Origin of the sequence: Bradyrhizobium sp. F1.13.3 (assembly GCF_040548265.1) — a bacterium.
Lineage (GTDB): Bacteria > Pseudomonadota > Alphaproteobacteria > Rhizobiales > Xanthobacteraceae > Bradyrhizobium.
The window spans coordinates 1-22,415 of sequence record NZ_JBEPRI010000022.1 but is presented as its reverse complement, the minus strand read 5'-3'; the positions used below and the strand labels follow the sequence as shown (position 1 = coordinate 22,415).

At 61.8% G+C, this 22,415-nt stretch carries 19 protein-coding genes and 1 tRNA gene; 18 read left to right on the top strand and 2 right to left on the bottom strand.

From position 1 onward, the window contains the following. Window positions 1-223: 223 nt before the first annotated feature. The 16 genes from ABIB66_RS37500 to ABIB66_RS37425 all read left to right on the top strand — a co-directional run bounded on the left by ABIB66_RS37500 (window position 224) and on the right by ABIB66_RS37425 (window position 18,229). Window positions 224-487 carry a hypothetical protein gene (locus ABIB66_RS37500; RefSeq protein ID WP_275172603.1) on the top strand — a complete coding sequence of 88 codons (264 nt, stop codon included), beginning with the start codon at window positions 224-226 and terminating at the stop codon, window positions 485-487. Between the two features lie 426 nt (window positions 488-913). Next, a complete protein-coding gene (locus tag ABIB66_RS37495) occupies window positions 914-1,831 on the top strand; it encodes an ABC transporter substrate-binding protein (protein ID WP_354258274.1) in 918 nt (305 codons plus the stop codon). After that, window positions 1,831-3,453 carry an amino acid ABC transporter permease/ATP-binding protein gene (locus tag ABIB66_RS37490; protein ID WP_354258271.1) on the top strand — a complete coding sequence of 541 codons (1,623 nt, stop codon included), beginning with the start codon at window positions 1,831-1,833 and terminating at the stop codon, window positions 3,451-3,453. Before ABIB66_RS37495 ends, ABIB66_RS37490 begins: the two co-directional genes overlap by 1 nt. Before the next feature lie 49 nt (window positions 3,454-3,502). After that, the gene (locus ABIB66_RS37485) at window positions 3,503-4,744 is read left to right on the top strand and encodes an acetamidase/formamidase family protein (protein WP_354210335.1); all 1,242 of its coding nucleotides are present in this window, start codon (window positions 3,503-3,505) and stop codon (window positions 4,742-4,744) included. Window positions 4,745-5,002: 258 nt separating this feature from the next. Then, the gene (locus tag ABIB66_RS37480; protein WP_354210369.1) at window positions 5,003-7,336 is read left to right on the top strand and encodes an acetamidase/formamidase family protein; all 2,334 of its coding nucleotides are present in this window, start codon (window positions 5,003-5,005) and stop codon (window positions 7,334-7,336) included. A gap of 15 nt (window positions 7,337-7,351) precedes the next feature. Continuing rightward, window positions 7,352-7,750, top strand: coding sequence for a RidA family protein (locus ABIB66_RS37475; protein ID WP_354210334.1), 399 nt, complete (start codon window positions 7,352-7,354; stop codon window positions 7,748-7,750). A 1,145-nt stretch (window positions 7,751-8,895) separates the two neighbouring features. After that, complete coding sequence (locus ABIB66_RS37470) at window positions 8,896-10,059, top strand: PspA/IM30 family protein (protein ID WP_354210332.1); 1,164 nt, start codon at window positions 8,896-8,898, stop codon at window positions 10,057-10,059. A gap of 10 nt (window positions 10,060-10,069) precedes the next feature. Next, window positions 10,070-10,729, top strand: coding sequence for an OB-fold-containig protein (locus tag ABIB66_RS37465; RefSeq protein ID WP_354210331.1), 660 nt, complete (start codon window positions 10,070-10,072; stop codon window positions 10,727-10,729). 26 nt (window positions 10,730-10,755) lie between these two features. Next, window positions 10,756-12,450, top strand: a complete 1,695-nt coding sequence (locus ABIB66_RS37460; protein ID WP_354210330.1) for a flotillin family protein — start codon at window positions 10,756-10,758, stop codon at window positions 12,448-12,450. A gap of 213 nt (window positions 12,451-12,663) precedes the next feature. Continuing rightward, window positions 12,664-13,032, top strand: a complete 369-nt coding sequence (locus ABIB66_RS37455; RefSeq protein ID WP_275172595.1) for a hypothetical protein — start codon at window positions 12,664-12,666, stop codon at window positions 13,030-13,032. A 134-nt stretch (window positions 13,033-13,166) separates the two neighbouring features. Beyond that, window positions 13,167-13,241, top strand: a tRNA-Asn gene (locus tag ABIB66_RS37450). Between the two features lie 360 nt (window positions 13,242-13,601). Beyond that, the gene (locus ABIB66_RS37445) at window positions 13,602-13,841 is read left to right on the top strand and encodes a helix-turn-helix transcriptional regulator (RefSeq protein ID WP_247523881.1); all 240 of its coding nucleotides are present in this window, start codon (window positions 13,602-13,604) and stop codon (window positions 13,839-13,841) included. Further along, entirely contained in the window at window positions 13,838-15,106 is a 1,269-nt protein-coding gene (locus ABIB66_RS37440; protein ID WP_354258267.1) for a hypothetical protein, read from the top strand. Before ABIB66_RS37445 ends, ABIB66_RS37440 begins: the two co-directional genes overlap by 4 nt. 142 nt (window positions 15,107-15,248) lie before the next feature. Further along, window positions 15,249-15,431 (top strand): hypothetical protein, encoded by a 183-nt coding sequence (locus ABIB66_RS37435; protein WP_354258265.1) that lies wholly within the window; start codon window positions 15,249-15,251, stop codon window positions 15,429-15,431. A 231-nt stretch (window positions 15,432-15,662) separates the two neighbouring features. Next, complete coding sequence (locus tag ABIB66_RS37430; protein WP_354258262.1) at window positions 15,663-17,231, top strand: phage/plasmid primase, P4 family; 1,569 nt, start codon at window positions 15,663-15,665, stop codon at window positions 17,229-17,231. Between the two features lie 158 nt (window positions 17,232-17,389). Beyond that, window positions 17,390-18,229, top strand: a complete 840-nt coding sequence (locus tag ABIB66_RS37425) for a bifunctional DNA primase/polymerase (RefSeq protein WP_354258259.1) — start codon at window positions 17,390-17,392, stop codon at window positions 18,227-18,229. A 791-nt stretch (window positions 18,230-19,020) separates the two neighbouring features. On the opposite strand, the gene ABIB66_RS37420 is transcribed toward ABIB66_RS37425, so the two are convergent. Then, the gene (locus ABIB66_RS37420) at window positions 19,021-19,236 is read right to left on the bottom strand and encodes a hypothetical protein (RefSeq protein ID WP_354258256.1); all 216 of its coding nucleotides are present in this window, start codon (window positions 19,234-19,236) and stop codon (window positions 19,021-19,023) included. Between the two features lie 102 nt (window positions 19,237-19,338). Here ABIB66_RS37420 and ABIB66_RS37415 point away from each other — a divergent pair, with 102 nt between their 5' ends. Then, window positions 19,339-19,572 (top strand): hypothetical protein, encoded by a 234-nt coding sequence (locus tag ABIB66_RS37415; protein WP_354258252.1) that lies wholly within the window; start codon window positions 19,339-19,341, stop codon window positions 19,570-19,572. A gap of 220 nt (window positions 19,573-19,792) precedes the next feature. Further along, entirely contained in the window at window positions 19,793-21,649 is a 1,857-nt protein-coding gene (locus tag ABIB66_RS37410; RefSeq protein WP_354258249.1) for an acyltransferase family protein, read from the top strand. 51 nt (window positions 21,650-21,700) lie between these two features. Here ABIB66_RS37410 and ABIB66_RS37405 read toward each other — a convergent pair whose 3' ends face one another. Further along, complete coding sequence (locus ABIB66_RS37405) at window positions 21,701-21,934, bottom strand: hypothetical protein (RefSeq protein WP_275174547.1); 234 nt, start codon at window positions 21,932-21,934, stop codon at window positions 21,701-21,703. Between the last annotated feature and the right edge of the window lie 481 nt (window positions 21,935-22,415).

Here is a 22,415-nt window from a genome sequence, read left to right as displayed (position 1 = left end):
CGCAAAGCCGGTTTGTTTCCCGGTTGAGCCGATCGTTCGCATTTTAACGATCCGCCAATCGGGTCCCGATTGGTTAGCGAGTCATGAAATCCTCTTGGGGAGATTAGGTTCCTGCCGCGTGCCCGCAGTGTGAAGGAGGTCACATCTTCCGCTGTTTGTTTCTCCTACCCCTTTGCTCACCGGCCAATGCAGGCCGGCGGGCAGGGCAGACGGGAGACTGGTCATGAAGGCGAGGTTCTTGCGGTTTGCGGGTGTGAAAAGCCGGGCGCGTCGCGCCTCAACGGTCGGGCTGTTCCTGACGCTGTTTGCCTCCGCCGCCCACGCGCAGCAGGGAACGGCCGAGCAACGCCGGGCCTGTACCCCCGACGTCTACCGACTCTGTGCCGGCGAAATCCCCAACGTTCGCGCCATCACGGCCTGCCTGCGCCGTAACAGACCAAGCTTGAGTGAGGCTTGCCGCTCCGTGTTCGATCAGGCCGGCGGCTGACATACCGGCCCTGTGGGTTTGTGCGCAGCAAGTGGCTCGCGGGAGCTCGCGAATCCGGCATAGTCGGCCTGTGGATATGCCTGTGGTTATGCTGCGGACAGGCTGTGGACGGCAGTGATGTGGATGTCGGCCGCAGATGCGTCCTGCGAGTATCATATCTCTGTCAAATGACATCACCGAATGGTTCCCTGATCGGGCAGATCGCGGCGTTACGCAAGATCATGTGGTTCTTCCGAATTCGGAAATACATTCCGCGAGCGTCCCGCATTCACGAACAGTTTTTGGGCAGTCGCCTGCCCAAATCACGGGCTCCTCCATCCAATTTTTTGTACGCCCGCGGACAAGCTTTCCGGTCCGCTCTCCTCCTAGGCTCGCTTCCGAGATCTGGAACATGGCCATTGCCATGACAATTCGAAGGAGCTGGACATGGAAAGACCGGTATTGCCCCAGGCGTGGGGGAACGCGCGTGCATCGCTGTCTTGGCGCAAGGCCGCGCTCGGCGCTGCCGTCGCCTTCGGCGCGCTGGCAGCCGCGCCCCTGAGCGCGCAAGCTGCGGCGCCTGGGGCCTGCGCCGCGCTCCAGGACAAATATCCGGACTGGAAGGGCAAGACGCTGGTCAATGCCATCAATCCGCACACGCCGGGCTATGAGACCATCGATCCGAAGAACCCCAGCCAATATATCGGCTTCGACATCGATCTGGGCGAAGCCATCGGCGAATGCCTCGGCTTCAAGCTGACCTACAAGCCGGTGACGTTCGCGGCACTTCTGACCACGCTCGCCGCGGGACAGGCCGATATCGTCATTTCCGACATCTATGCTACCAAGAAGCGCGCCAAGGCCGCCGACTTCATCACCTATTCGAAAGTGTTTGACGGCGTGCTGGTCGCCAAGGGCAATCCGAAGGGCATCAACGGCATCAACATGTCGATGTGCGGCGCCGCTGCTGCCGAAAACACCGGCTATGTCGAGGTGCCCCTGATCCAGGCGCTGATGCCCGAGTGCAAGAAGGCCGGCAAGGCCGAGCCGACCATCCAGCTCTACGACAACAACGCCAACTGCATCCAGGCGATCCTCGCCGGTCGTGCCGACACCTATGTCAACGACGTCAACACCGTCGACAGCGCGGTCAAGGCCTATCCGGACAAGCTGGAGAAGGCGATCGCGGTGACGATCCCGTATTCCGTTGGCATCGCCGTCCCGAAGGACAAGCCGAAATTCCGCGACGCCGTGCTCGCCGCCCTGATCGAGGTGCAGAAGGCCGGCACGCATATGGAGCTTCTGAAGAAGCACGGGCTCGACGTGAACAATTTCAAGGAGCCTGACATTCTGACGGCTGACTGATGTCGCTGTTCCTCCATTACCTGAGCATGCCGTATCTGCTCGAGGGCATCGAGCTCACCCTCGAGGTGACTGCCCTCGGGCTCGGCGGCGGATTGATCCTCGGATTGATCCTCGCCGGCATGCAGCTCTCCCGCTTCTGGTTTCTGGCGGCGATCGCCAGGGCCTACACCGTGATCTTCCGCGGCACGCCGCTGATCCTGCAAATGGTGTTCGCCTACGACGCGCTTCCGCATATCGGCATCAAGCTGCCGGCGGTGCTGGCAGCCGGCCTTGCGCTGGCCTGCAACGAGGCGCCGTTCATCGCCGAGATGCTGCGTGCCGGCGTGCTCGGCGTCGATCGCGGGCAGGTGACGGCCGGCCAGGCGCTCGGCATGACGCCGCGGATTCTGATGTGGCGGGTGATCGCGCCGCAGGCGATCCGCACCATGATCCCGGCCTTCGGCAACGAGGCTGTGAGCGCGCTGAAGAACTCCTCGCTGGCCTCGGTGGTCGCGGTCCAGGAGCTGACGCTGCGCTCGACCCAGCTTGCGTCCTCGACCTTCGACTTCTTCTCGATCTTCTTCGCCTCGGGCCTGCTGTATCTGGTGCTGACCTTTGCCATCAGCATCATCCAGCTTTTCGTCGAATGGCTGCTCGATCTCGATCGCACCAAAGGTCGCCAGCGCAAGCTCGCCGATTATCTGCCCTGGCGCCGCGTCGATCTCGCCACCAAGCTCGAACTTGCCGCGGTCACGGCGCATGAGCCCGAACCCGTGCAGGCGCAGCCTGTCGACACGCCGCCGCGGGCGCTGACCCGCGAGGAGCGCACCCGGCGTGCGGCGACGATTTCGCGCAACAACATCGCGGTCGAGACCAGGGACCTCACCAAGAGCTACGGCGCGCAAAAGGTGCTCGGCGGCCTCGATCTCACGGTGCGTGTCGGCGAGGTCGTCGCGCTGCTCGGGCCCAGCGGCTCCGGCAAGAGCACGCTGCTCCGCTGCATCAATCATCTCGAAAGCTGGGACGGAGGCACCGTGCGTGTCGGCGGCCGGCGTCTCGGTTTTGACGACGACGGCAAGCTGCTGCCGCCACGCGCGATCGCCAATGAGCGGGCAAGCGTGGGCGTGGGCATGGTGTTCCAGCAATTCAACCTGTTCGCCCATCTCTCGGCCAAGGAGAACATCGCGGGTCCCTTGCGCTGGGTGCACGGCATGACCCGCATCGATGCCGATCGCCGCGCCGCCGAGCTGCTCGACCGGGTCGGGCTGTCGCACCGTGCCGACGCGCTGCCGCGGCATCTCTCCGGCGGCCAGCAGCAGCGCGTCGCAATCGCCCGAGCGCTCGCACCGAACCCCAGCGTGCTGCTCCTGGACGAGCCGACCTCGGCGCTCGATCCCGAGCTCGTCAGCGAGGTGCTGGAGGTGATCCGGCGGCTCGCCATCGATGACGGCCTCACCATGATCATCTCGACCCACCAGATCCGCTTCGCCGACGAGGTCGCCGACCGTGTCGCGTTCCTGAGCGGCGGCACGATCATCGAGGAGGGGCCCGCGCACGAGGTGCTCTCCAATCCCCGCAATCCGCTGACGGCACGTTTCCTCAGCGTGATGGAAGCCGACAAGACTCCGGAGGCGGTGCGATGAGAGCCGCACCCACACCGTTCAAGACCGCGTTTCCAGAAGAGGCCACCTCATGAAGCATTTCACGCTGCCGGTTTCGCCGAAGACCGTTCACTGGGGCTATTTCTCCAAAAAGGTCGCGCCGGCCGTGACGCTGCGCTCGGGCGACCGCGCCACCATCGAGACGCTGACCCACCACGCCAACGATGATTACGAGCGCATGATCCAAGGCGATCCCGGCGCCGAGAGCGTGTTCCAGTGGACGCGCGAGCACAAGGCCGTCGCGCGGCGCGGTTCGGGCCCGACGGAAGGCCCGTTCATCCGCGGCGCAGGCGAGGGGATCGGCGTGCATCTCCTCACTGGTCCGGTCGCGATCGAAGGCGCCGAGCCCGGCGATATCCTCGAAGTGCGCATCCTCGATATCAGGCCGCGGCCGAGCTGCAGCGCCTGTCATGCCGGGCGCTGCTTCGGCTCCAACGTCGCCGCGAACTGGGGGTTTCACTATCACGATCTGATCGAGGAGCCGAAGCCGCGCGAGGTCGTCACCATCTTCGAGCTCGACACGTCAGGCGAGCCCTGCGCCAAGGCCGTCTACAATTACGTCTGGACGCCGCAGACCGATCCTGACGGCATCGTGCATCCGACCATCGATTATCCCGGCGTGCGCGTCGATCACGCCACCATCAGGAAGCGCGAGAACATCCTCGCAAGCGTCAAGGTGCCGGCACGGCTGCATTTCGGCACCATGGGGCTCGCACCGTCGGAGGCCGATTTCGTCAGCTCGATCCCGCCGGGCTATACTGGCGGCAATATCGATGACTGGCGCATCGGCAAGGGAGCGCGGATGTTCTATCCGGTCGCGGTCCCCGGCGCCTATTTCTCGGTCGGCGATCCCCACGCCGCGCAAGGTGACAGCGAGCTTGGCGGCACCGCGATCGAGACCTCGCTGACTGGCGATTTCGAGTTCGTCCTGCACAAGAAGGCCGATCTTGCCGGCACCAGCCTCGAAGGTCTCGACCATCCGATGCTGGAGACCGATCAGGCCTGGTCGTTCTACGGCTTCACCTATCCGAACTACCTCGCCGCGCTCGGCGCCCATGCACAAACCGAGATTGCCAATCACTCGAGTCTCGACCGCGCGATGCGCGATGCGTTCCGCAAGCTCAGGAGGTTCCTGATGACCGTGCACGGTTTGAGCGAGGACGAGGCGATCTCGCTGCTATCGGTCGGCGCCGATTTCGGCGTCACCCAGGTGGTCGACGCCAATTGGGGCGTACACGGCACGATCCGCAAGAACATCTTTCGGTGCGACTGATGTGCCGTAGCCCGGAGGGAGCGAAGCGTAATCCGGGTTTGTCACGGCGGACTCAAAAGGCCCCGGATTACGCTTCGCTCCATCCGGGCTACGCATCGTGCTCGACGTTGATATCCCGCTCTAACACTCTGAAGAACAGCTCGTTTCCAGGATGAGCGCGTGACCAAAAACCGTCATTTGCGGCCCGTCGCTGCGACGGATGACCGCGTGCGTCTGGCACAGAGGTTGCTTCGATCCACTGCAATCTGGGTCGATCCGATGAGCTTCCGTCCCTTCACGAGCGAGTCCTACGCGCAAGACGACCGCCCCGAAGCCTGGCGGGACGTGCTGGCCGCGGTCGGCCTGCAGCCGGCGGCGGGCCATTCCTTCCTCGACGGGCACGCAACGGCGTCGCATCGCCACGCCGCAGGCGTCGCGCTGACGCGCATGGCGGCCGGCGCCCAGACCATTGGTCCGCGCACGCAGGCCAACGAAGACCTGCCGATTGCGCTGATGCCGGTCGAAGACGGCATGGTGCTCAAGAGCGCCGGCGGCCATCGCATCGTTCCGGTCGGTCATCTCGTGCTGCTGCCGCGGAGCGGGGACTGGAGCATCGTGTTCCAGCGCGACATGCGCGCCATCGTGCTGTCGGTGACGTCGGAGGCGCTGCACGGCCGCCTCTCGGGTAGGCCGCGGCTCGGCGAACCCAGGGTTGTTCCGCCCAGCGGCTTTGCCGACGTCTTCGCGCGCTTGATGGACGCGACTGCGCGCACGCTCGACACGCTGAGCGATGCCGAATGGAATGCGGTCACGCAGTCGCTCGTCGATCTCCTGCTGACACTCGCCCATCAATTGGCGGCTTCGACATCCGACGCCGGATCGAGTGCGACGCAGTCGGCACTGCTGCACCGGATCTGCCAGACCATCGAACGCCGCCTCGACGATCCCGAACTGGTGCCGGCGCGCGTCGCGCAGGCGGAAGGGATTTCCGAGCGCTATCTGCAAAAGCTGTTCGAGACCGTCGGCGACAACTTTACTCACTACGTGCGCGAGCGGAGGCTGCAGCGCGCCTGGGCCGATCTGTCCAATCCGTCCGAGTCGCATCGCTCGATCTCGGAGATCGCCTACGCCTATGGCTTTGGCGATTCCGCGCATTTCAGCCGCGCCTTCCGCCATCGCTTCGGACTGCCGCCGCGCGAGTTTCGCCAGCAGGAGGCGGAGCGGGCGACGACGCAGCAGGGGATAGCCGGTCAGCGCGGCTGGCCGCAGGATGCGCTGGCCCAGCTTCGCGTGCACCAGGCGAGCGCCGAGGCGCGCGGCCATCTCGCTCCTACCGACATCGATGAGCCGAGAACGGCCGAACGCAAGCATCATCATCTTCCGATCGAAGCCAACCGTGTTCATTGGGGATATTTCAGTCGCGCGCTACAACCGCAGATCGAGATCAATTCGGGTGATACCGTCACGATCGAAACGCTGACGCAGCACGCCTCCGACGATCCTGAGCTGATGATCGCGGGCGATGCGGCCGCCGAAGGCGTATTCGGTTGGACCAAGGCGAGGAAGAACGTCGATCGCCGCGGCGCAGGTCCGATGGATGCCAGCATATTCGGGCGCGGCGCCGGCGAAGGCTTTGGCGTGCACATCTGTACGGGGCCTGTGTCGGTGAAGGACGCCCAGCCCGGCGACGTGCTGGAAGTGCGGATCCTCGACATCGTACCGCGCACAAGTCGTCATCCGAAACATTCAGGCCGCGTGTTCGGCTCCTCGGTTGCGGCCTGGTGGGGCTATCATTACGACGAATTTCTTTCAGGGCCGAAGCCGCGCGAGGTCGTGACGATCTACGAGATCTTCGACGACACCGATGCGCCGCATGCCCGCGCGCTGTATTCCTACCGCTGGGAGCCGCAGACCGACCCGTTTGGAGTGGTGCACCCCACCTATGACTATCCCGGCGTTCCGGTCTTGCCCGGCACGGTAAAGCGCCGCCACGCCGTGCTCGACGGCATCCGCATTCCCTTGCGCCCGCATTTCGGCGTGATCGCGGTGGCGCCGCGCGAGGTCGATTTCATCGACTCCGTGCCGCCGTCCTATTTCGGCGGCAATCTCGACAATTGGCGCTTGGGGAAGGGGGCGACCGTCTATCTTCCGGTCTCCGTTCCCGGCGCATTGCTGTCGGTCGGCGATCCCCATGCCACGCAAGGTGACGGCGAATTGAGCGGCACCGCGATTGAATGCTCGATGACCGGAACCTTCGAGGTGATCCTGCACAAGAAGGCCGACCTCGGCGGTCAGCCGTTCGCCGATCTCTCTTATCCCCTGATCGAGACCGAGTCCGATTGGGTCCTGACCGGATTCAGCCATCCCAACTACCTCGCCGAGTTCGGCGCGCAGGGCCAGAGCGAGGTCTACGCAAAGTCCTCGCTCGACCTCGCCATGAAAGATGCGTTTCGCAAGATGCGACGCTTCCTGATGAACGTGAAGGGCCTGAGCGAGGACGAGGCGATCGCGCTGATGTCGGCCGCGGTCGACTTCGGCGTCACGCAGGTGGTCGACGGCAATTGGGGCGTGCACGCGATCATCAGCAAGCGCCTGTTTCAGAACGCGCCTTAAACCGAAGGATACCCAGTGAAATTCCACATGATCAGCGGCGGACCGAAGCCGGTCGCGCCCTTCAGCCACGCGGTGGAGACCGACGGTTTTGTCTTCGTCACCGGCCAAATGCCGGACACGCCGCAAACACCGGGCGTGTTGCCCGACGGCATCGTCGCACAGACGAGGGCGGTGATGGAGAACCTGAAAGTTGTTTTGGCGGGCGTCGACCTCGGTCTCGAGCACGTCGTGATGACACGCATCTATCTCACGCGTTTCAAGGAAGACTACACCGCGATGAACGAGATCTATCGCGAATTCTTCGCGCCCGGACGGCTGCCGGCCCGCACCTGCGTCGGCGTCACCGGACTTGCCTATGACGCACTGATCGAGATCGACCTGGTGTGCCGTCGGCCGTCAGACGACAGTCCGTAGCCCGGATGGAGCGCAGCGCAATCCGGGATTCGTTCCGCGGAGACAGGGCCCCCGGATCACGCTGCGCTCCATCCGGGCTACAAGACCTTGCGTCGCCCGACGGGCAAAACACCCAAACGACAGGTCAATCCGCTCGCGCGAAAATATTCGCCTTTACAGAAATTCTGATTTATCGCATCTTGTCGGCACCTCACCCCGGTCAGAGGGGCGTATCGCGATCGTCACGAAACGTGGGGTGAGCTGCGGTGGACGCGGGCAGCATCGGCGCGAAGGGCCTCGCAGGGCGGGAAACCGTGAGCGAAGGCGTCGCGCACACGACCGGTGTGGCTCGCGTACGGCAAAACCGTGTCGTCCTGACGCCCGGGGTCTGTGCGTCAAGTCTTGTGGTGATGTCGCTGCCCGACCGGGCACGCAGCATCAGCCATCCACAAGGCGACGGGGGCAATAGTGCATCGCTCCCCGGGGAGAGCTCGGCATAAGCCGTCAACCACTGCGCAGGGAAGGCCGTGTGTTGGGCTTCACCTGTATGCCGCTGCAGCCTCTTGTAGTGCAACCTTCGCACAGTGGACCGTGGGTGCCAGCCGGCACCCGGTCTTCCCTGCGCCCTCTGACGAGGAGGGTGTACGAGACGAAGCAAAGCTCGGGCGAGCCAAGCCGCGAGGACGCGAAGCTGTGGCCGCGACGCAGAATGGGAGTTGTTGGCGATCGTCGATGCCGCTTGCTCCGTCATTGCGAGCGCAGCGAAGCAATCCAAAATCCTCCATGGTAGGGATCTGGACGGCTTCGTCGCAAGAGCTCCTCGCAATGACGTGGAGAGAGCGGGCGCCTCCACCTCGGTCTTGTGCCCGGGACGCAGCCCAGCGCTCCTTCAGCGGTGCGCTGCTGAGCCGGAGCCGATGCCACAGCGTGTGTGCGACTTCCTGGCTCCTGGCTCCTGGCTCCCGGCTCGGCGCTTCGCTTGTCCGGGACCCTCCATTTCGTCTCAAATTGCAACCCGCGCGTGCAAGAAGTCTTGGTCGGCCGCGATTTAGAAGTGATCAAGCGCTTGAACGCAGACTTCAGCCGCCTCGACTAATCGCTGATGCCAAAGGATCAGTGGAACGTGATCAAGCCTCCTCTTCCTGAAGTACCAAGATGGTGCTTTAGTGCTTTCCGTGAACCTGTCACCCCGAAACGCGCCATCGGCGCTGCGATACCGACTTGCGCCTGACCCCGCCGCCAAGGCCGCGCTGGAGGCGACGTTCAGAGCCTATGACCGCATGATGGAGATCCTGGACGAGGTGGCGCGGAGCCATAACGTGGGTTCCAACGTCGTCCTGCTGCATGCTCATGCCTATGAGCCAATCCGCAAACAGACCGCGCTGCCCTCGCGGCTGGTGACGCTGGGCCTGCGCGACCGCGCCGACTATCGCGCGGCCCAGGGGCGCCGCCTACCGCTCGACGACAAGCTTGCCAAGATCAAAGGTCCAGCCACCATTTCGATTGCCACCGTGCAAGGGCGCTTCAGCGTGCCCTTCGACTACGCCGGCTATGCCGAGGGCTGGGGCCAGAGCGTGCCCGCGCACCTGATCCGCACCGACGACGGTTTCGAAGTTCACTACGGCGTCACGCCGAACAATCTGCCAGAGGAGGAGAACGCCATGGATACCATCGCTGCCGCTCCCGAGAATTTCCTGTCGCGGGTCGGACGCCTGATCGCCGGGATTGCCTACGACGCGATCGAGCAGGCCGAAGGCAAGAACAAGCTTGGGGTGGTCGGACAGGCCATCCGCGAGATCGAGCGCGCCGAGGCCGAGGCGCGAGATGCGCTCGCGTCTGCGCGGGCCGAAGAATATCGCCTCAACGCGCGCCGCACCGAGATCGAGCGCGAGATGACCGATCTCGCTCCAAAGATCGAGGGCGCGATCGCTGATAGCCGCGACGATCTCGCCCGCTCGGGCATCGCGCGGCAGATGGATCTGGAGGCCCAGTTCGAGGTGCTCTCCCGCGCCATCGACGAGAACAACGAAAAGATCGAGCAGTGCGTGACGTCTCTGCGTGCCGTTCTCTCCGCGCTCCAGGACGCCGAACTGCGCCGCGCCGACCTCGAAAAGAGCGAGGCGGCCGCAAGTCACCAGGCCTCGACTTCACTGCGGAAGCCCGGCGGCACCTCGGCGGCGGCCAAGGCGCTGCGTGCGGGCAGGGCGGTGGCGCGCGCCACCGGCGTTCCGGCATCCATCCCGTTCTCGAGCGACATCGACGAGCTCAGCACGTTGCATCGCGACAAGGAGATTGCAGCGAGGCTGGCCCGGTTGAAGTCGCGCTCCTGAGACCTGTGTCATGAGCGCACTGCTCGAACATGTCATGTCGCCCGAGGTCAGGCCGTTCGCGATCGCGGCGGCCATGATCCTCATTGTCGGCTCGATCGAAGTGGTCTCGATGCTGGTCGGGGCCTCCCTGAGCGAAATGCTCGGCACCACCATCGATTTCGGTCATCCCAGCGACAATGGCGTCGTCAACGCCATCTCCTGGATCAATCTCGGCGGCGTGCCGCTGCTGATTTTCCTGCTGTTGCTGCTCGGTGCCTTCTCAATCACCGGCTTCCTGATCCAGGACATCGCGCGGATGGTGGCCGGTCCCTTACCAGCGACGGTCGCCTCGGTAGGGGCGGTCGTCGTCTCGGTTCCGCTCGTTCGCGCCACCAGCCGCGCCATCGCGCGGGCCATTCCCAAAGACGAAAGCTATGCGGTCGGCCTCGGCGATCTCGTCGGCCGCGTCGGCGAGGTCGTCATTGGTCCGCTCGACCAGGGACCGCCCGGCCGCGTCAGCGTCGCCGACGTTCACGGTAACCGGCATTTCGTCTGGGCGGTTGCCGCACCGTCATCGTCGACCCTGCCGCAGGGAACCATAGTCCTGCTGGTCGATCGCGCCGGCACCCGCTTCGTGGCGGTGAAGGCCGACGATGAACTCAAGCCGTCCAAACCCACTCTAAGCAGCTAGCAGTCATTTATTAATTGGAGAACATCATGTTCGACATCGCAGTCCCGGCCATGATCGGCGTCGCGCTGATCGTCGTCCTCGGGATCGTCTTCACCATTCTCTACAAGCGCGCCACCCGCGACGAGGCCTTCGTGCGCACCGGCCTCGGCGGCAAGAAGGTCGTGCTCGACGGCGGCGCCATGATCCTGCCGATCTTCCACTCCTATGCCAGCGTCAATTTAAAGACGCTGCGACTGACCGTCGAGCGCAAGGAGCGGGAATCCCTGATCACCAGGGATCGCTTGCGCGTCGATATCGTCGCCGAATTCTACGTGCGCGTTCGCCCGGACGATGAGAGCATCGCGCTGGCGAGCCAGACGCTGGGCGCGCTGACCAACGACGCCGAGGCGCTGCGCAACCAGGTCGAGGCGAAATTTGTCGACGGTCTGCGTTCGGTGGCGGCCACCATGAGTATCCTCGAGCTCCAGGAGAAGCGCTCCGACTTCGTCAAGCACGTGCAGGCCACGGTCGAGTCCGACGTGAAATCGAACGGCCTCGAGCTTGAATCGGTGTCCCTGACCAAACTCGACCAGACCGACGTCAAATTCTTCAATCCGGAGAATTTCTTCGACGCTGAAGGTCTCACCCAATTGAAGACGGTCACCGAGACTCGTCGCCGCGACCGCAACGCCATTGTGCGCGACAACGAGGTAGCGATCGCACAGAAGGACCTCGAGGCGCGGCAGCAGACCCTGACGATCGAGCGGACCAAGAAGGAGGCCGAACTGTCGCAGGAGCGCGACATCGCCAACAAAACTGCGAGCACCCGCGCCGAGGTCGCAACCGCGACCCAAACCGCGCGCCTGACCGAGGAGAATGCCCGCATCGATACCGACCGGGCGGTCGCCGAGAAGGAGGCGGGCGCCAAGCAGGTGAAGGAAACCGCAGTGATCGAATCTGACCTGGCGATCAACAAGCGCAAGACCGATGCGCAGCGCGAGATCCAGATCGCCACCCAGGAGAACGAGATCCAGATCGCGTCCAAGAGCAAGCAGACCTCGGAAGCCGTGACCGAAGCCAAGACGGCCGAAGCGGTCGCCGTTTCCGCGGAAGAAAAGGTCGTGACCGCCCGCGCCGTCGAGGTTGCCGATCGTGCCCGTCTCACCCAGGTGCTCGCCGCGCGCACCGAGGCCGAGCGAAAATCCACCGAGGTGATCGTGGCGGCCGAAGCCGAGAAGAAGGCCGCGCTCGATCGCGCCGAGGCCACCAAGACGCTGGCCACCGCCGAAGCCGAGTCCAACAAGATCAAGGCGGTTGGCGTCAGGAATATCGGCGAGGCCGAGGCCGCCATCATCACACTCAAGAACGAGGCACAGAACAAGCTGGGGGCCAACGTCATCGACTTCGAACTCGCCAAGAAGCGGATCGAGATCATGCCGTCGGCGCTGGCCGAAATGGTCAAGCCCATCGGAAACCTGAAGGACGTCCGCATCCTCCATACCGGCGGGGCGTTCGGCGGCAATGGCGTCGGCGGAGGCAATGTCGGCTTCGGCGAGGGGCTTGCCGGCGAACTCCTCAAGGTGCACGCGCTGCGTCCGATGATCGACGAGATCCTGCGCCAGAGCGGCTTTGCGCCGGGCGAGGATCCCGTAAAGGCGCTGGTCGGCGCCGTGACGGGGAAGAGCAATGGCGCCGCGGTGCCGGCGCCCGCGCCGGAGACAACAAACCGCGCCGATCTATGAATGCCGGTTCATTGCTGCGGAGAATTCGAATCGATATGAATTGGCTCGTTGCGCGTCTCGCGTCGTGCAACGAGCCGGAGGCGGATCGATCGCGTCTCGAACCTTTCGATTGCGCCTCCGACGAATCCTTCAAGGCAACGCCATTAGTTGCCGCGGCGCCTGCGCCGATCGACGTCAGGCACCGAAAGCCCGTTTCGATCGGGGGAATTTCATATGAAGTATTTTCTGTCTGCACTGATCGCGATCGGCCTATCGATTGCGGCCGCGCCGTCGTTCGCGGCTGACGCCCGGAACGTCACCGTCGTCAACGAGACTGGCTATGCCATCAAATTCCTGGGCTTCAACGCCCCGGACGATGGCATGGACGAATGGGACAACGAGTTGGAGAAGGTTTTGCAGAACCAGGCGAGCACCTATGTCGAGTTCGACGATGATGACGATGGCTGTGTCTGGAACGTCCGCGTCGACTGGCAGAACTATGACGAGACCGTGCTCTGGAAGAACGTCAACCTCTGCAAGTTCACCGCACTCCGGCTGCGCTACGATTCCGGCACCAAGACCACTTCGTTCGTCGCCGAGTAACTTGACCTGAGGTCAGGCGGAGGAGGGGCCATGCCCCCTTCCTCGCCGCAATGTGCCAGATAGCGAATTCGTCCTTTGCAAGCGCAAGCGGCTTTGTTATACGCAGCCGCGCGCGAACGACGGGTTCGCCCTTTTCCTCGGTAGCTCAGCGGTAGAGCATCCGACTGTTAATCGGATGGTCGCTGGTTCGAATCCAGCCCGGGGAGCCATTTACTACAGGTTAAGAACCTGAATTCATTGCGCTTTTCGAGATTGCAAAAAACGCTTCCCCGCTTTCTCTCCCTACTTTTGTCAGAGCTTTGCCGCGCCTCCGGCGACTCACCTCGCAGGGCGGGGTTCCGGTTCCGGCGCGCGGTCTATGGAGCGAGTGCACTTCCACGAAAAATAGGATGCAGTTTCGTACGGTTTTGGAGTTGTCAATAGCGAATTTGTTGTCTATGTAGTCCGTAGCCCAAGCGACTCAGTCGCAACCCGGACTGGCCCTTGTGCCGGCGGGTATCGGTTTCCTTGACGCAGCCAAAGACTCCTCAGGAGCTGGTACCGGCGTCAGACTGAAATCAATCTCTCCCATGTCTACCAATCCGTCGGCCTGCGAGCCCATGCTCGTCAGCATGAAGACTGCATGCGCGCTCACTAGCCTGAGCCGCACGATGCTGAATCGCTATCGTGCGGAGGGCCGCTTCCCGGCCGCGGTCCAGCTCGGGGACAAACGCATCGCGTTCGTCCGTCAGGAGGTGAATCAGTGGATCGCTGACCGCATCGCTGCGCGTGCCGCCAACGACAACACCAAGCGCCAGGTCGCGGCGTGAGCCTCAGTGACATCCTCCGCGAAGAGAAGGACCGCACCGGCATCGACCTTGGCAACCTGACCGTGCTGTCACCGCGGCTTGACCCGTATCGTCTCGACACTAAGGCCAATCATAATAAGGGCCAGTGGTTCCGCGACCAGATGGAGCATGCCGGCCTATTCAGGACCGAGGCAACGTACCATAACAGAGGGATTCATTATGCCGTGGTCTCGCTCGGTGACGCATGCCTTCCTTCAGGCATACCTTACAAGAACGACTTTGATTGTTGGACCTTCCTGCAGGACGCCTCGAATATCGCTCGGTGGCTCGGCTACGTTTCGTTTGAGAAGGTATTCGATGCCAGGAACGCAGACCCGGTCATAAGGATTCGTAGCAGGGCAACTCGTGGGTACAAGGTGGGTCTCGCCGCGCAACTTCTCATGCCCGATGACGACGACCTTATCCCGACTGTCGCCGGTAACTGGGGCGATGCCAGGCAAGCCTATCAACTTGTCATCTATGGCGAGAAAACCTCGCTTGAGAGTGCGCTCGGTCCAATCGCCAAGGAGTACGAAGCAGACCTGTATCTGCCATCCGGCGAAATCAGCAATACGCTCTTGGCGAAGATGGCTGCGACTGGCGCCGGGGATGGCCGCGAAATGGTTGTCGCAGTGTTTGCCGACTGCGACCCGTCCGGTTATCAGATGGCCATCAGCATTGCCCATAAGCTGCGTGCATTCCGGGACCTGCATTATCCGAACAACCTGTCGTTCCGAGTGATCACGCCGGCATTGACGGTGGAGCAGGTTAAGGAGTTCGGCCTTCCCCATGCGCCGCTCAAGCCGACCGAGTTGAGGGCTGCTGGGTGGGTGGAACGGTACGGCATTGAGCAGACCGAAATCGATGCGATGGCGACACTGAGGCCCGATGTTTTTGACGCCATCGCTCGCAAATCTCTAGACCCGTACTTCGATCACGGTCTGGCCGCCCGGCATGCCCAAGCCAAGGGTGAATGGCATCAGATGGCACAGGGGCGCTTTGCCGACCACTTCAACGGAGAGCTTGATGACGCTTGGCAGGCTGCAGTTGGGGCGCGCGCTGACCTTCAGGCTAGGGTTCAGGTTTTGTGCGAACTCGCCGATAGGTTCAACGAGGAGCTTCCTGGCTTCGACAGACCGCAGGCCGATGTAATCGGCGATGGTCCAGTCCTTGTGTCGTCCGACATGCCGCTTGCCGAGCATGCTGGCGTTCTGCGCGACCGCAAGGATTACTCGGTCACCAGCTAGACCACCCGCTCGATCGGCCCTTAGCCGAGAGCATCTCGCAGCTTTGCCGAGCCGACCACTAAATAGATCGAGCCCGGCCTTTAGTGTCCGGCTTCCAAACTCGCAAATAGTTATCAATAACTTCAACTTCGGAGGTGAAGTGATGCAGCAGCAAGCGCAGGTATCGCAGCGGGAGAATAGGCCGAAGCAGCAAGACCGTTATTGGCTGACGATGCCGAGTCCGGATCGCATTCACTTGTTCAACGAGTACGCGATGACGCTGCCCGACAATCTCACCACGCGCCAGGTCCAGGCGGCGATGCTGAAGAGGTTTCCGATATGGTGAAGGTGTTATCTGCGAGGCGAACACATGACAGCAGCGTCGTTTGTTACGCCAATGTAGCTCTAAGCGACGACATAGCGGCCTTCAACGTAAAGATCACCGCGGATAAGATGCCAGGCCGCTACCGGGCGCACGCGCCCAACTCTGCCGGGGGGCGGGTGGTTACTTTCTCGGCCAAGCTGGCTCAGGAGATTGCCGAGGCCGCAATTCACTACATAGAGGGAGCATCCGCCCATGAGCGCGCAGCCTAACATTAACACGCAAAATACCTTCGCTAACGACAACGCTCAGACCAACCACAACAAGATTCTCCTCGACTACAAGCGCGACCACGGGGGTACCTTAAGCAGGCATAATGGCGTGGTTACACTGATCGGATGCCGCGCCGGCGAGGATGTCGGCAATGCGACCGTGCATGACGGCGCAGTCGTGTTCACGCCGACTGAGCAGCCCATCGCGGTGGTCGACGGCGCCGTCATCCACCTCTCCGAAAGCGACCTTGCTGCCGTACTGGTGCGCCGTAATCTACTTGCCCTCCGATACGACTGCGATCGCGGTAAGTGGTTTAAGTGGTCTGGCGCGCACTGGTTGGAAACAAAACCGGGAGCCGTGTTGCACGAAGCCCGCATCCTCGCACACACCGCGTCGGCTGGAAAAAAAACGAAGGAACTGATTGCTGCGCGCAAGGCAAGTTTCATTCGCGGCATCGAAACATTAGCCCAGAAGGAACCGCCCATGCCCACTTCAATTTCAGAGTGGGATGCGGACGATTATCTGCTTGGGACTCCGGGTGGGACGGTCGATCTGAGAACCGGCGCACTTCGGCCTGCTGATCAAGACGACATGATTACGAAGCTCACCGCGGTTGCGCCCGCAGATGACGAAGACTGCCCGCGGTGGATCGCTTTCCTTAACGAGGCCACAAGCGGCGACAGTGAGCTTATCGGGTTTCTTAAGCGTTGGTTCGGCTATTGCCTGACGGGTGATACGCGCGAGCACGCCCTGGTCTTTGTATTCGGTCCAAGTGGGACAGGAAAGTCCAGGTTCATAGCCATCATGGAATATGTTCTCAACGACTACGCGACGACGGCTGGAATGGAGGTGTTCACCGCGTCAAAGTTCGATCGGCACACTACTGAGTTAGCGCGACTTGCCGGTGCGAGACTTGTGACGGCCAGTGAAACCGAGGAAGGGAAGGCGTGGGACGAGGCAAGGGTGAAGCAGCTTACTGGTGGGGACAGGATCGCGGCTCGCTTCATGCGGCAGGACAACTTCGAATTTGTGCCGCGGTTCAAGCTGTCGATTGTTGGAAACCATATGCCGCGTGTGAAACGCGTATCCGACGCGATGCAGCGCCGGCTCAATGTCGTGCCATTCTCGATCAAACCTGCCGTCGTCGATCAGGACCTTCCCGCGAAACTGGAGGCTGAAGCAGCCGGAATTTTGCGGTGGGCGATCAATGGTTGCTTGGATTGGCAGCGGGCCGGGTTAGGCAGGCCCTCTAAGGTAAAGGATGCGAACGCCGACTACTTCGAAAGCCAAGATACAATTTCTCGATGGTTGGAGGAATGTTGCCGCGTCGAAAAGGACAACAAGTATCTCAAGGCTACGCGGAGTGATCTCTTCACGTCGTGGAAGAATTATGCAGAAGCGGCGAACGAGTATGCCGGGAAGCAAAGTGACCTGTTTGAACACCTAAGGCGGGAAGGGTTTAGGGAATACAGGGTGGCGTTCGGTAGAGGTTTTAGCGGGCTACAAACCAAAAATGAGCACCAAGCCGGTACGAAGGCGAATGACACTTAGCAGGTGTCACTTCTTCGCAGCCTAACTCATTGAAATTAAACACAGTGACACCTAGTGACACCTGAAACGTATCTATCGCCCTACACGCGCGTGTGTGGAAGCCCGTATGTAAAACGGAGTCATTGGGTGTCATGGTGTCACTGAATAGAGATTGTGCCATGAACCTTAACCTAGCTCTATCCCTTGCCACGGCGGGCACGCCCGTATTCCCGTGCCAGCCTGAGAACAAGCGGCCGTATACCTCGAATGGCTTCAAGGCCGCCTCCGTCTTCCCGCACGTGCTTCAGCGCTGGTGGTCTGACTGGCCGGACGCCTTAGTCGGAATGCCTACCGGCGAGCGCACCAGCGTCTGGGTGTTGGATATGGATTCCTATAAGGGGGCGACCGAGTCCGACCTGCCGCACCCCCTGCCGCCGACCAGGGCGGTGCGCACGCGCTCCGGCGGCAGGCACTTCTATTTCCTCCATGTCGGGCTGGGCAATTCACCGGGCAGGTTACCGCGCGCTTGGGACGTCCGTGGCCAGGGCGGGTTTGTCCTCGTACCCGGCAACCCGGGATATACGCTGGAGCGCGACCTGCCGCCCACCGAGGCGCCTGAATGGCTGTTGGAAATGATCCGACCGCGCCCATATGTGCCGCGCACGAGCACGCCTTACGTGGCGGGCCAGCACGCCCACTACGTTGACGCCGCTGTGCGCTCGGAGCTTGCGGCGCTGTCTGGCGCTGCGGCAGGCTCACGCGGCACGCTGCTGAATCGCACTAGCTTTACGCTGGGCACGATTGTCGGCGCTGGTGCGTTAGACCGTGGTGAGGCCGAGCACAGCCTGCTCGACGCGGCTCACGGCTGCGGATTGATTGCGGTGGACGGTGAGCGTGCCGTCCGGGCAACCATACGGCGCGGGCTTGATGCGGGCAGCAAGCAGCCACGCACGCTCCCGGAGCGGGATGACACGCCGTTGATTGACGTTAGCAGGCTGCTGCGGAAGTGCAGGGCATGACTGTTGCTGCCCCAAACCCCTGATTTCCTTGCGGCCTGTTTTCGCGCGTAAGCGCTTGATCGCGTTGGCCATGGGGCCGATTTGCAAGAGAGGGGTAGGGGCGGCTCAACGCTCTTGGACGATCCAGCTTAACTTCCGGCCGTACAGTCATAGAGTTTAGGCCGCAAGTTTCCAAAAAGTGTCACGGGCAAAAAAAGTTGCGAAATCCGCGGCGTCGCGTGTGCAAGTTCAACGGCGGTCCGCGAGGGTGACCGCGCCAGAAGCCTCACCTCCCCTCCGGGGGCGGTCACATCGGCCCAGAGCCGAAAAGTACAAGAGGCCGCGCCTACATCACAGCATGTAGCGGTTCCATGAAACACGCAAAGCGCTCCGGTCCACTAGGGTTTGCCTCTTCACATTTAGGCTGCTGTATCGGCAAAAGTGGTCACGCCAAGGGCGCTTCAAGAGATTGGTGCGTTGATGCAGCGCGGACAGCGAAAACCCCGCCTGGGGGAAGCGGGGCTTTCTGGTAGGGGTGAAGCTTAGGGACGCTTCGACTGTATGACGCGCGATCGCGGAAAAGGTTCAAAGCTAAAAAGCGAACCACGCCAATACTGCAATGATCGGGATGATTGCCACGCCGCAAAGCACTAAAGGTGCCGGTTCATTGCCCGTCCTGTCGCTCACTGCTGATCCTCCTTTGCGACCGAGTCGGTGGCGCCCAGGCGATCGGCCGGGGGGTTGTTTTCGCTGTTGAGCTGCTCTCCGTATTCCCGCGCGGCCTTGAGAAGGGTCTCGCTAACCTCATCGTCCTACGTCTCGGCGGCGAGGGCTTCGGCCCGGTCGGCTTGGTTCTGAAGAGATTCCTTGGTCATCCCCTTCTTCTTTTTCTTCTTCAATACTTTCGCCTGCGCTCTAAACCCCGCGGCCAGAGCCTTCATTTGCCGAGACACGAATTCGTCGGCCGTCTTCTCAGCGGCCTTCTTGGCTACGCGAGTCTGCTGTTTAAAGGTTTTCGCCGGCTTCATGGGCGCACAACTCTTCCCAAAAAGTCGAGTTCCTGAAGAATCTGGCTTGAGTATTCGTTCGCTTTTCGTTCTAATGTGTCTTTTTCCAAACGAGAGGCGGATATGGCCGACCTGAACTACATCAGGAAGGAGATCGAGCGCATGCGCACCCAAGTGGGGCGCCAGCGAAAGGAGATCCTCCGACTCCAGCGGGCGGGCATATCGACTGCATCGGCTGAGACCTTGCTCTCGCGAATGCTAGGCAAGATCGATACGCTCTGCGACCAGCGAGACGCGCTGAAGAAGACCGACACGCATCACAACAAGGGCAGGGTGCTCGGCGGGCGTCGATGGTAATGGCCTATTCGGCGAGGCGCGGGATTTGTGCTCGGCCTTCTGGAGCCCTTCAACGTTTGTCACAATTCCGCGCGAACCGGTCTTCAAGGCATCCTGCGATTTCGATTCATGGCTCGGCGTAGACGTCGGTACGTGCTCAGGTTAAATCAACCGCAATTTGCGATCTCCAGGCGCGTGCAGCTTGTAGGCGATCACAAATCCACAGGCCGTTGAAGAACGGATGCCGCATCCTGCAACGTCCATGAAACCATCGGAAAATTATCGGCCGGATATTGACGGGCTTCGCGCTGTTTCGATCCTGCTGGTGGTCGGCTATCACGCACACCCCTGGATGTTGTCCGGCGGCTTCGTCGGTGTTGACATCTTCTTCGTCATCTCGGGCTTTCTAATCACCCGGATATTGCTGGCGCCCGACGGCTTCTCGCTCTCGACATTCTACGGGCGACGAATCAAACGCATTTTTCCGGCGTTGATTACCGTCCTGTTGGCTGCTTATGCGCTCGGATGGGCCATCCTGCTCCCCTCAGAGTTACGTCTGCTCGGAGAGAACATTGCCGCCAGCGTTCTCTTCGCTTCGAATCTGTTCCAGCTCGGGCAGGCCGGGTACTTTGCGCCGCTCGCTGCAGATAATCCACTTCTCCATCTCTGGTCGCTCGGCGTCGAAGAGCAATTCTATATCTTTTGGCCGTTGGCTCTCGGTCTGATGGTGCATTCGCCACATCGTCGGCAGATCATCGTCGGATTGATCGGAGTCTCGTTGGCAGCCGGATTAGTTTTGGCGTGGACCAATCCGGATTGGGCCTTCTATGCCCCCGTTCCGCGCGCCTGGGAGCTGTTGATCGGAGGGCTCGTGGCTGAGGCCAATCTCGTGAGGAAAGACAGTAGCAACCTCCTGAGCGCGGCCGGCGTTGGCGCAATCCTGGCCTCCGCGCTGCTGTTTGATAAATCGATGCCCTTTCCGGGGGCGCTGGCACTGCTCCCCGTGCTCGGCGCCGCGGCCGTGATCGCGACGCCAAATGCCGCTGTCAACCGACTACTGTTGTCGAGCAGGCCCGCTGTGCTGCTTGGCCTCATCAGCTATCCACTCTATCTTTGGCATTGGCCGCTCCTGGCTTACCTCGGCATTGTTCGGCATGGGGTGCCAAACTTCCTTGAAATATGGGCCGCGGTTGTCGCCGCGATCGTGCTCTCGATTCTGACATATCGCTTCGTCGAATGGCCGGTTCGTCATGCGCGCAATGTCGTGCCGGGATTATCGATGACTCTAGCGTTAGTCGGGGTGATTGGCGTCGCAACGATCCTCTTTGCCGGCTTCGTCTCGCGATTTCCAGAGGAACTGCAGGCGGTCGCGGCCGTCAGCACTGACGATAATCCTGCATTCAAAGACCACTGCTTCCTCGAGGCGCCGGGCAGCAGCTTTGACATGAGCTGCATCGAGCAAGGTGACGGACCTTTGCTTCTATTGTGGGGAGATTCGAATGCTGCGGCGCTTTTCCCGGCTATAGCCAAAGCGGCCAAATCGGCATCGTTCCGCGTAGCGCGTTTTAGTGCGCCGGGCTGCGCGCCGATTCTTGAGGCCGGCGCCAATGCGTCCTGCAAGCAAAGCAACGAGACGGCTTTTGGCCTCATCAAGGTATCTCACCCCGATATCGTGGTGCTGCACGCGATGTGGGGATTTGATACCGACCTGGACAAGCTCGGCGGCACCATCGCTAGCTTGCGCAAAGCCGGCGTCTCCCGGGTGATCTTAATTGGACCGCCGCCGGTCTGGAAGCGCACCCTCCCGCTCGCCATAGTCAACCACTATCGTTTCGCGCACGAGTTGCCGGACCGACTGGGATCCGGCGTGTCCGGTCCGGCGGAGGACGACCTGATGGATCGATTCAGCAAATCGGCGGGCGTGGAGTATGTGTCCGAGAGGAACGTGCTTTGCAATCAGCGCCAGGAGTGCCTGGTGCGCACGCCAAATGGAGAGGTGGTTGCAAGCGATATAGTCCATCTGACATCAAGCGGGGCAAAATTGGTGCTCGACGCAATCGGCCCATATATCTTTTCCGGCCAAGCTTTAACTCGCTAGTCGGCAGCAAATTCGCCGTCGTTGAACTATGTCGTGCTCGGAGCCGGCTGCCTAGTTCCACTCGTTCTCGGGCAATGATCCGGGCGGCGGCTTAAGCTCTTCCAGGCCGGCTTCGATGATAACAAGTTCGTCCTGAACGGCTCGAATGGCGTTCACCGGGTCGATACCCGAGATGGCCTGCAGCTCGCCCAGCATCTTGCGCCGATGCGCGAGCAATTCTGCGAGAGCGCGTCGATCTTTGCCCCTCACATAACCCGCGACAATCAACTCCATGGCTTTCGACATTCCGCATCATCTCCGCAGGCAATCATTGGTGCAAGCAAACTCCCGCCAAGCAGACCTGCGTTCCCGGTACTGATCTCCCGCCGGCGGGAGCGCGCCGCAGCAGGGGCGGTACTGAGAAGGAATTAGCACACCGCGTTCGCTCCCTGTTCGGCTGCCGTTCTCGTTGACGTTGAAAATACAACCTGGAATCGCGATTGCGGCTGTATGAGAGAACGCCCGGGAACGCCGCTTCAGCTTCGCGGTTGGAGAGTCGTGAAGAAGGTAGGTAGACTGCCCCGTCGTCGGCTCCCCAACCCGGCGGCGGGCTTTTTGTGAGTTGCGTTAGTGGCAAAGCGTATCCGGGCACCGGCCAAGAAGCCGCAAGCTGCCATGCCGGGCTTTATCGGCCCCCAGCTTGCGACCCTGAAGATGAAAGCTCCTTCGGGCGCTCACTGGATTCACGAAGTCAAATACGACGGCTATCGCATCCAGCTTCACATCA

Excerpts from the sequence above, each read along its gene's own strand:
- ABIB66_RS37420 (WP_354258256.1), bottom strand. The coding sequence starts at position 19,236 with ATGAAGCCGGCGAAAACCTTTAAACAGCAGACTCGCGTAGCCAAGAAG.
- ABIB66_RS37405 (WP_275174547.1), bottom strand. The coding sequence starts at position 21,934 with ATGTCGAAAGCCATGGAGTTGATTGTCGCGGGTTATGTGAGGGGCAAA.
- ABIB66_RS37500 (WP_275172603.1), top strand. The coding sequence starts at position 224 with ATGAAGGCGAGGTTCTTGCGGTTTGCGGGTGTGAAAAGCCGGGCGCGT.
- ABIB66_RS37485 (WP_354210335.1), top strand. The coding sequence starts at position 3,503 with ATGAAGCATTTCACGCTGCCGGTTTCGCCGAAGACCGTTCACTGGGGC.
- ABIB66_RS37455 (WP_275172595.1), top strand. The coding sequence starts at position 12,664 with ATGAAGTATTTTCTGTCTGCACTGATCGCGATCGGCCTATCGATTGCG.
- ABIB66_RS37495 (WP_354258274.1), top strand. The coding sequence starts at position 914 with ATGGAAAGACCGGTATTGCCCCAGGCGTGGGGGAACGCGCGTGCATCG.
- ABIB66_RS37415 (WP_354258252.1), top strand. The coding sequence starts at position 19,339 with ATGGCCGACCTGAACTACATCAGGAAGGAGATCGAGCGCATGCGCACC.
- ABIB66_RS37490 (WP_354258271.1), top strand. The coding sequence starts at position 1,831 with ATGTCGCTGTTCCTCCATTACCTGAGCATGCCGTATCTGCTCGAGGGC.
- ABIB66_RS37445 (WP_247523881.1), top strand. The coding sequence starts at position 13,602 with ATGTCTACCAATCCGTCGGCCTGCGAGCCCATGCTCGTCAGCATGAAG.
- ABIB66_RS37435 (WP_354258265.1), top strand. The coding sequence starts at position 15,249 with ATGCAGCAGCAAGCGCAGGTATCGCAGCGGGAGAATAGGCCGAAGCAG.
- ABIB66_RS37465 (WP_354210331.1), top strand. The coding sequence starts at position 10,070 with ATGAGCGCACTGCTCGAACATGTCATGTCGCCCGAGGTCAGGCCGTTC.
- ABIB66_RS37480 (WP_354210369.1), top strand. The coding sequence starts at position 5,003 with ATGAGCTTCCGTCCCTTCACGAGCGAGTCCTACGCGCAAGACGACCGC.
- ABIB66_RS37425 (WP_354258259.1), top strand. The coding sequence starts at position 17,390 with ATGAACCTTAACCTAGCTCTATCCCTTGCCACGGCGGGCACGCCCGTA.
- ABIB66_RS37460 (WP_354210330.1), top strand. The coding sequence starts at position 10,756 with ATGTTCGACATCGCAGTCCCGGCCATGATCGGCGTCGCGCTGATCGTC.
- ABIB66_RS37430 (WP_354258262.1), top strand. The coding sequence starts at position 15,663 with ATGAGCGCGCAGCCTAACATTAACACGCAAAATACCTTCGCTAACGAC.
- ABIB66_RS37410 (WP_354258249.1), top strand. The coding sequence starts at position 19,793 with ATGCCGCATCCTGCAACGTCCATGAAACCATCGGAAAATTATCGGCCG.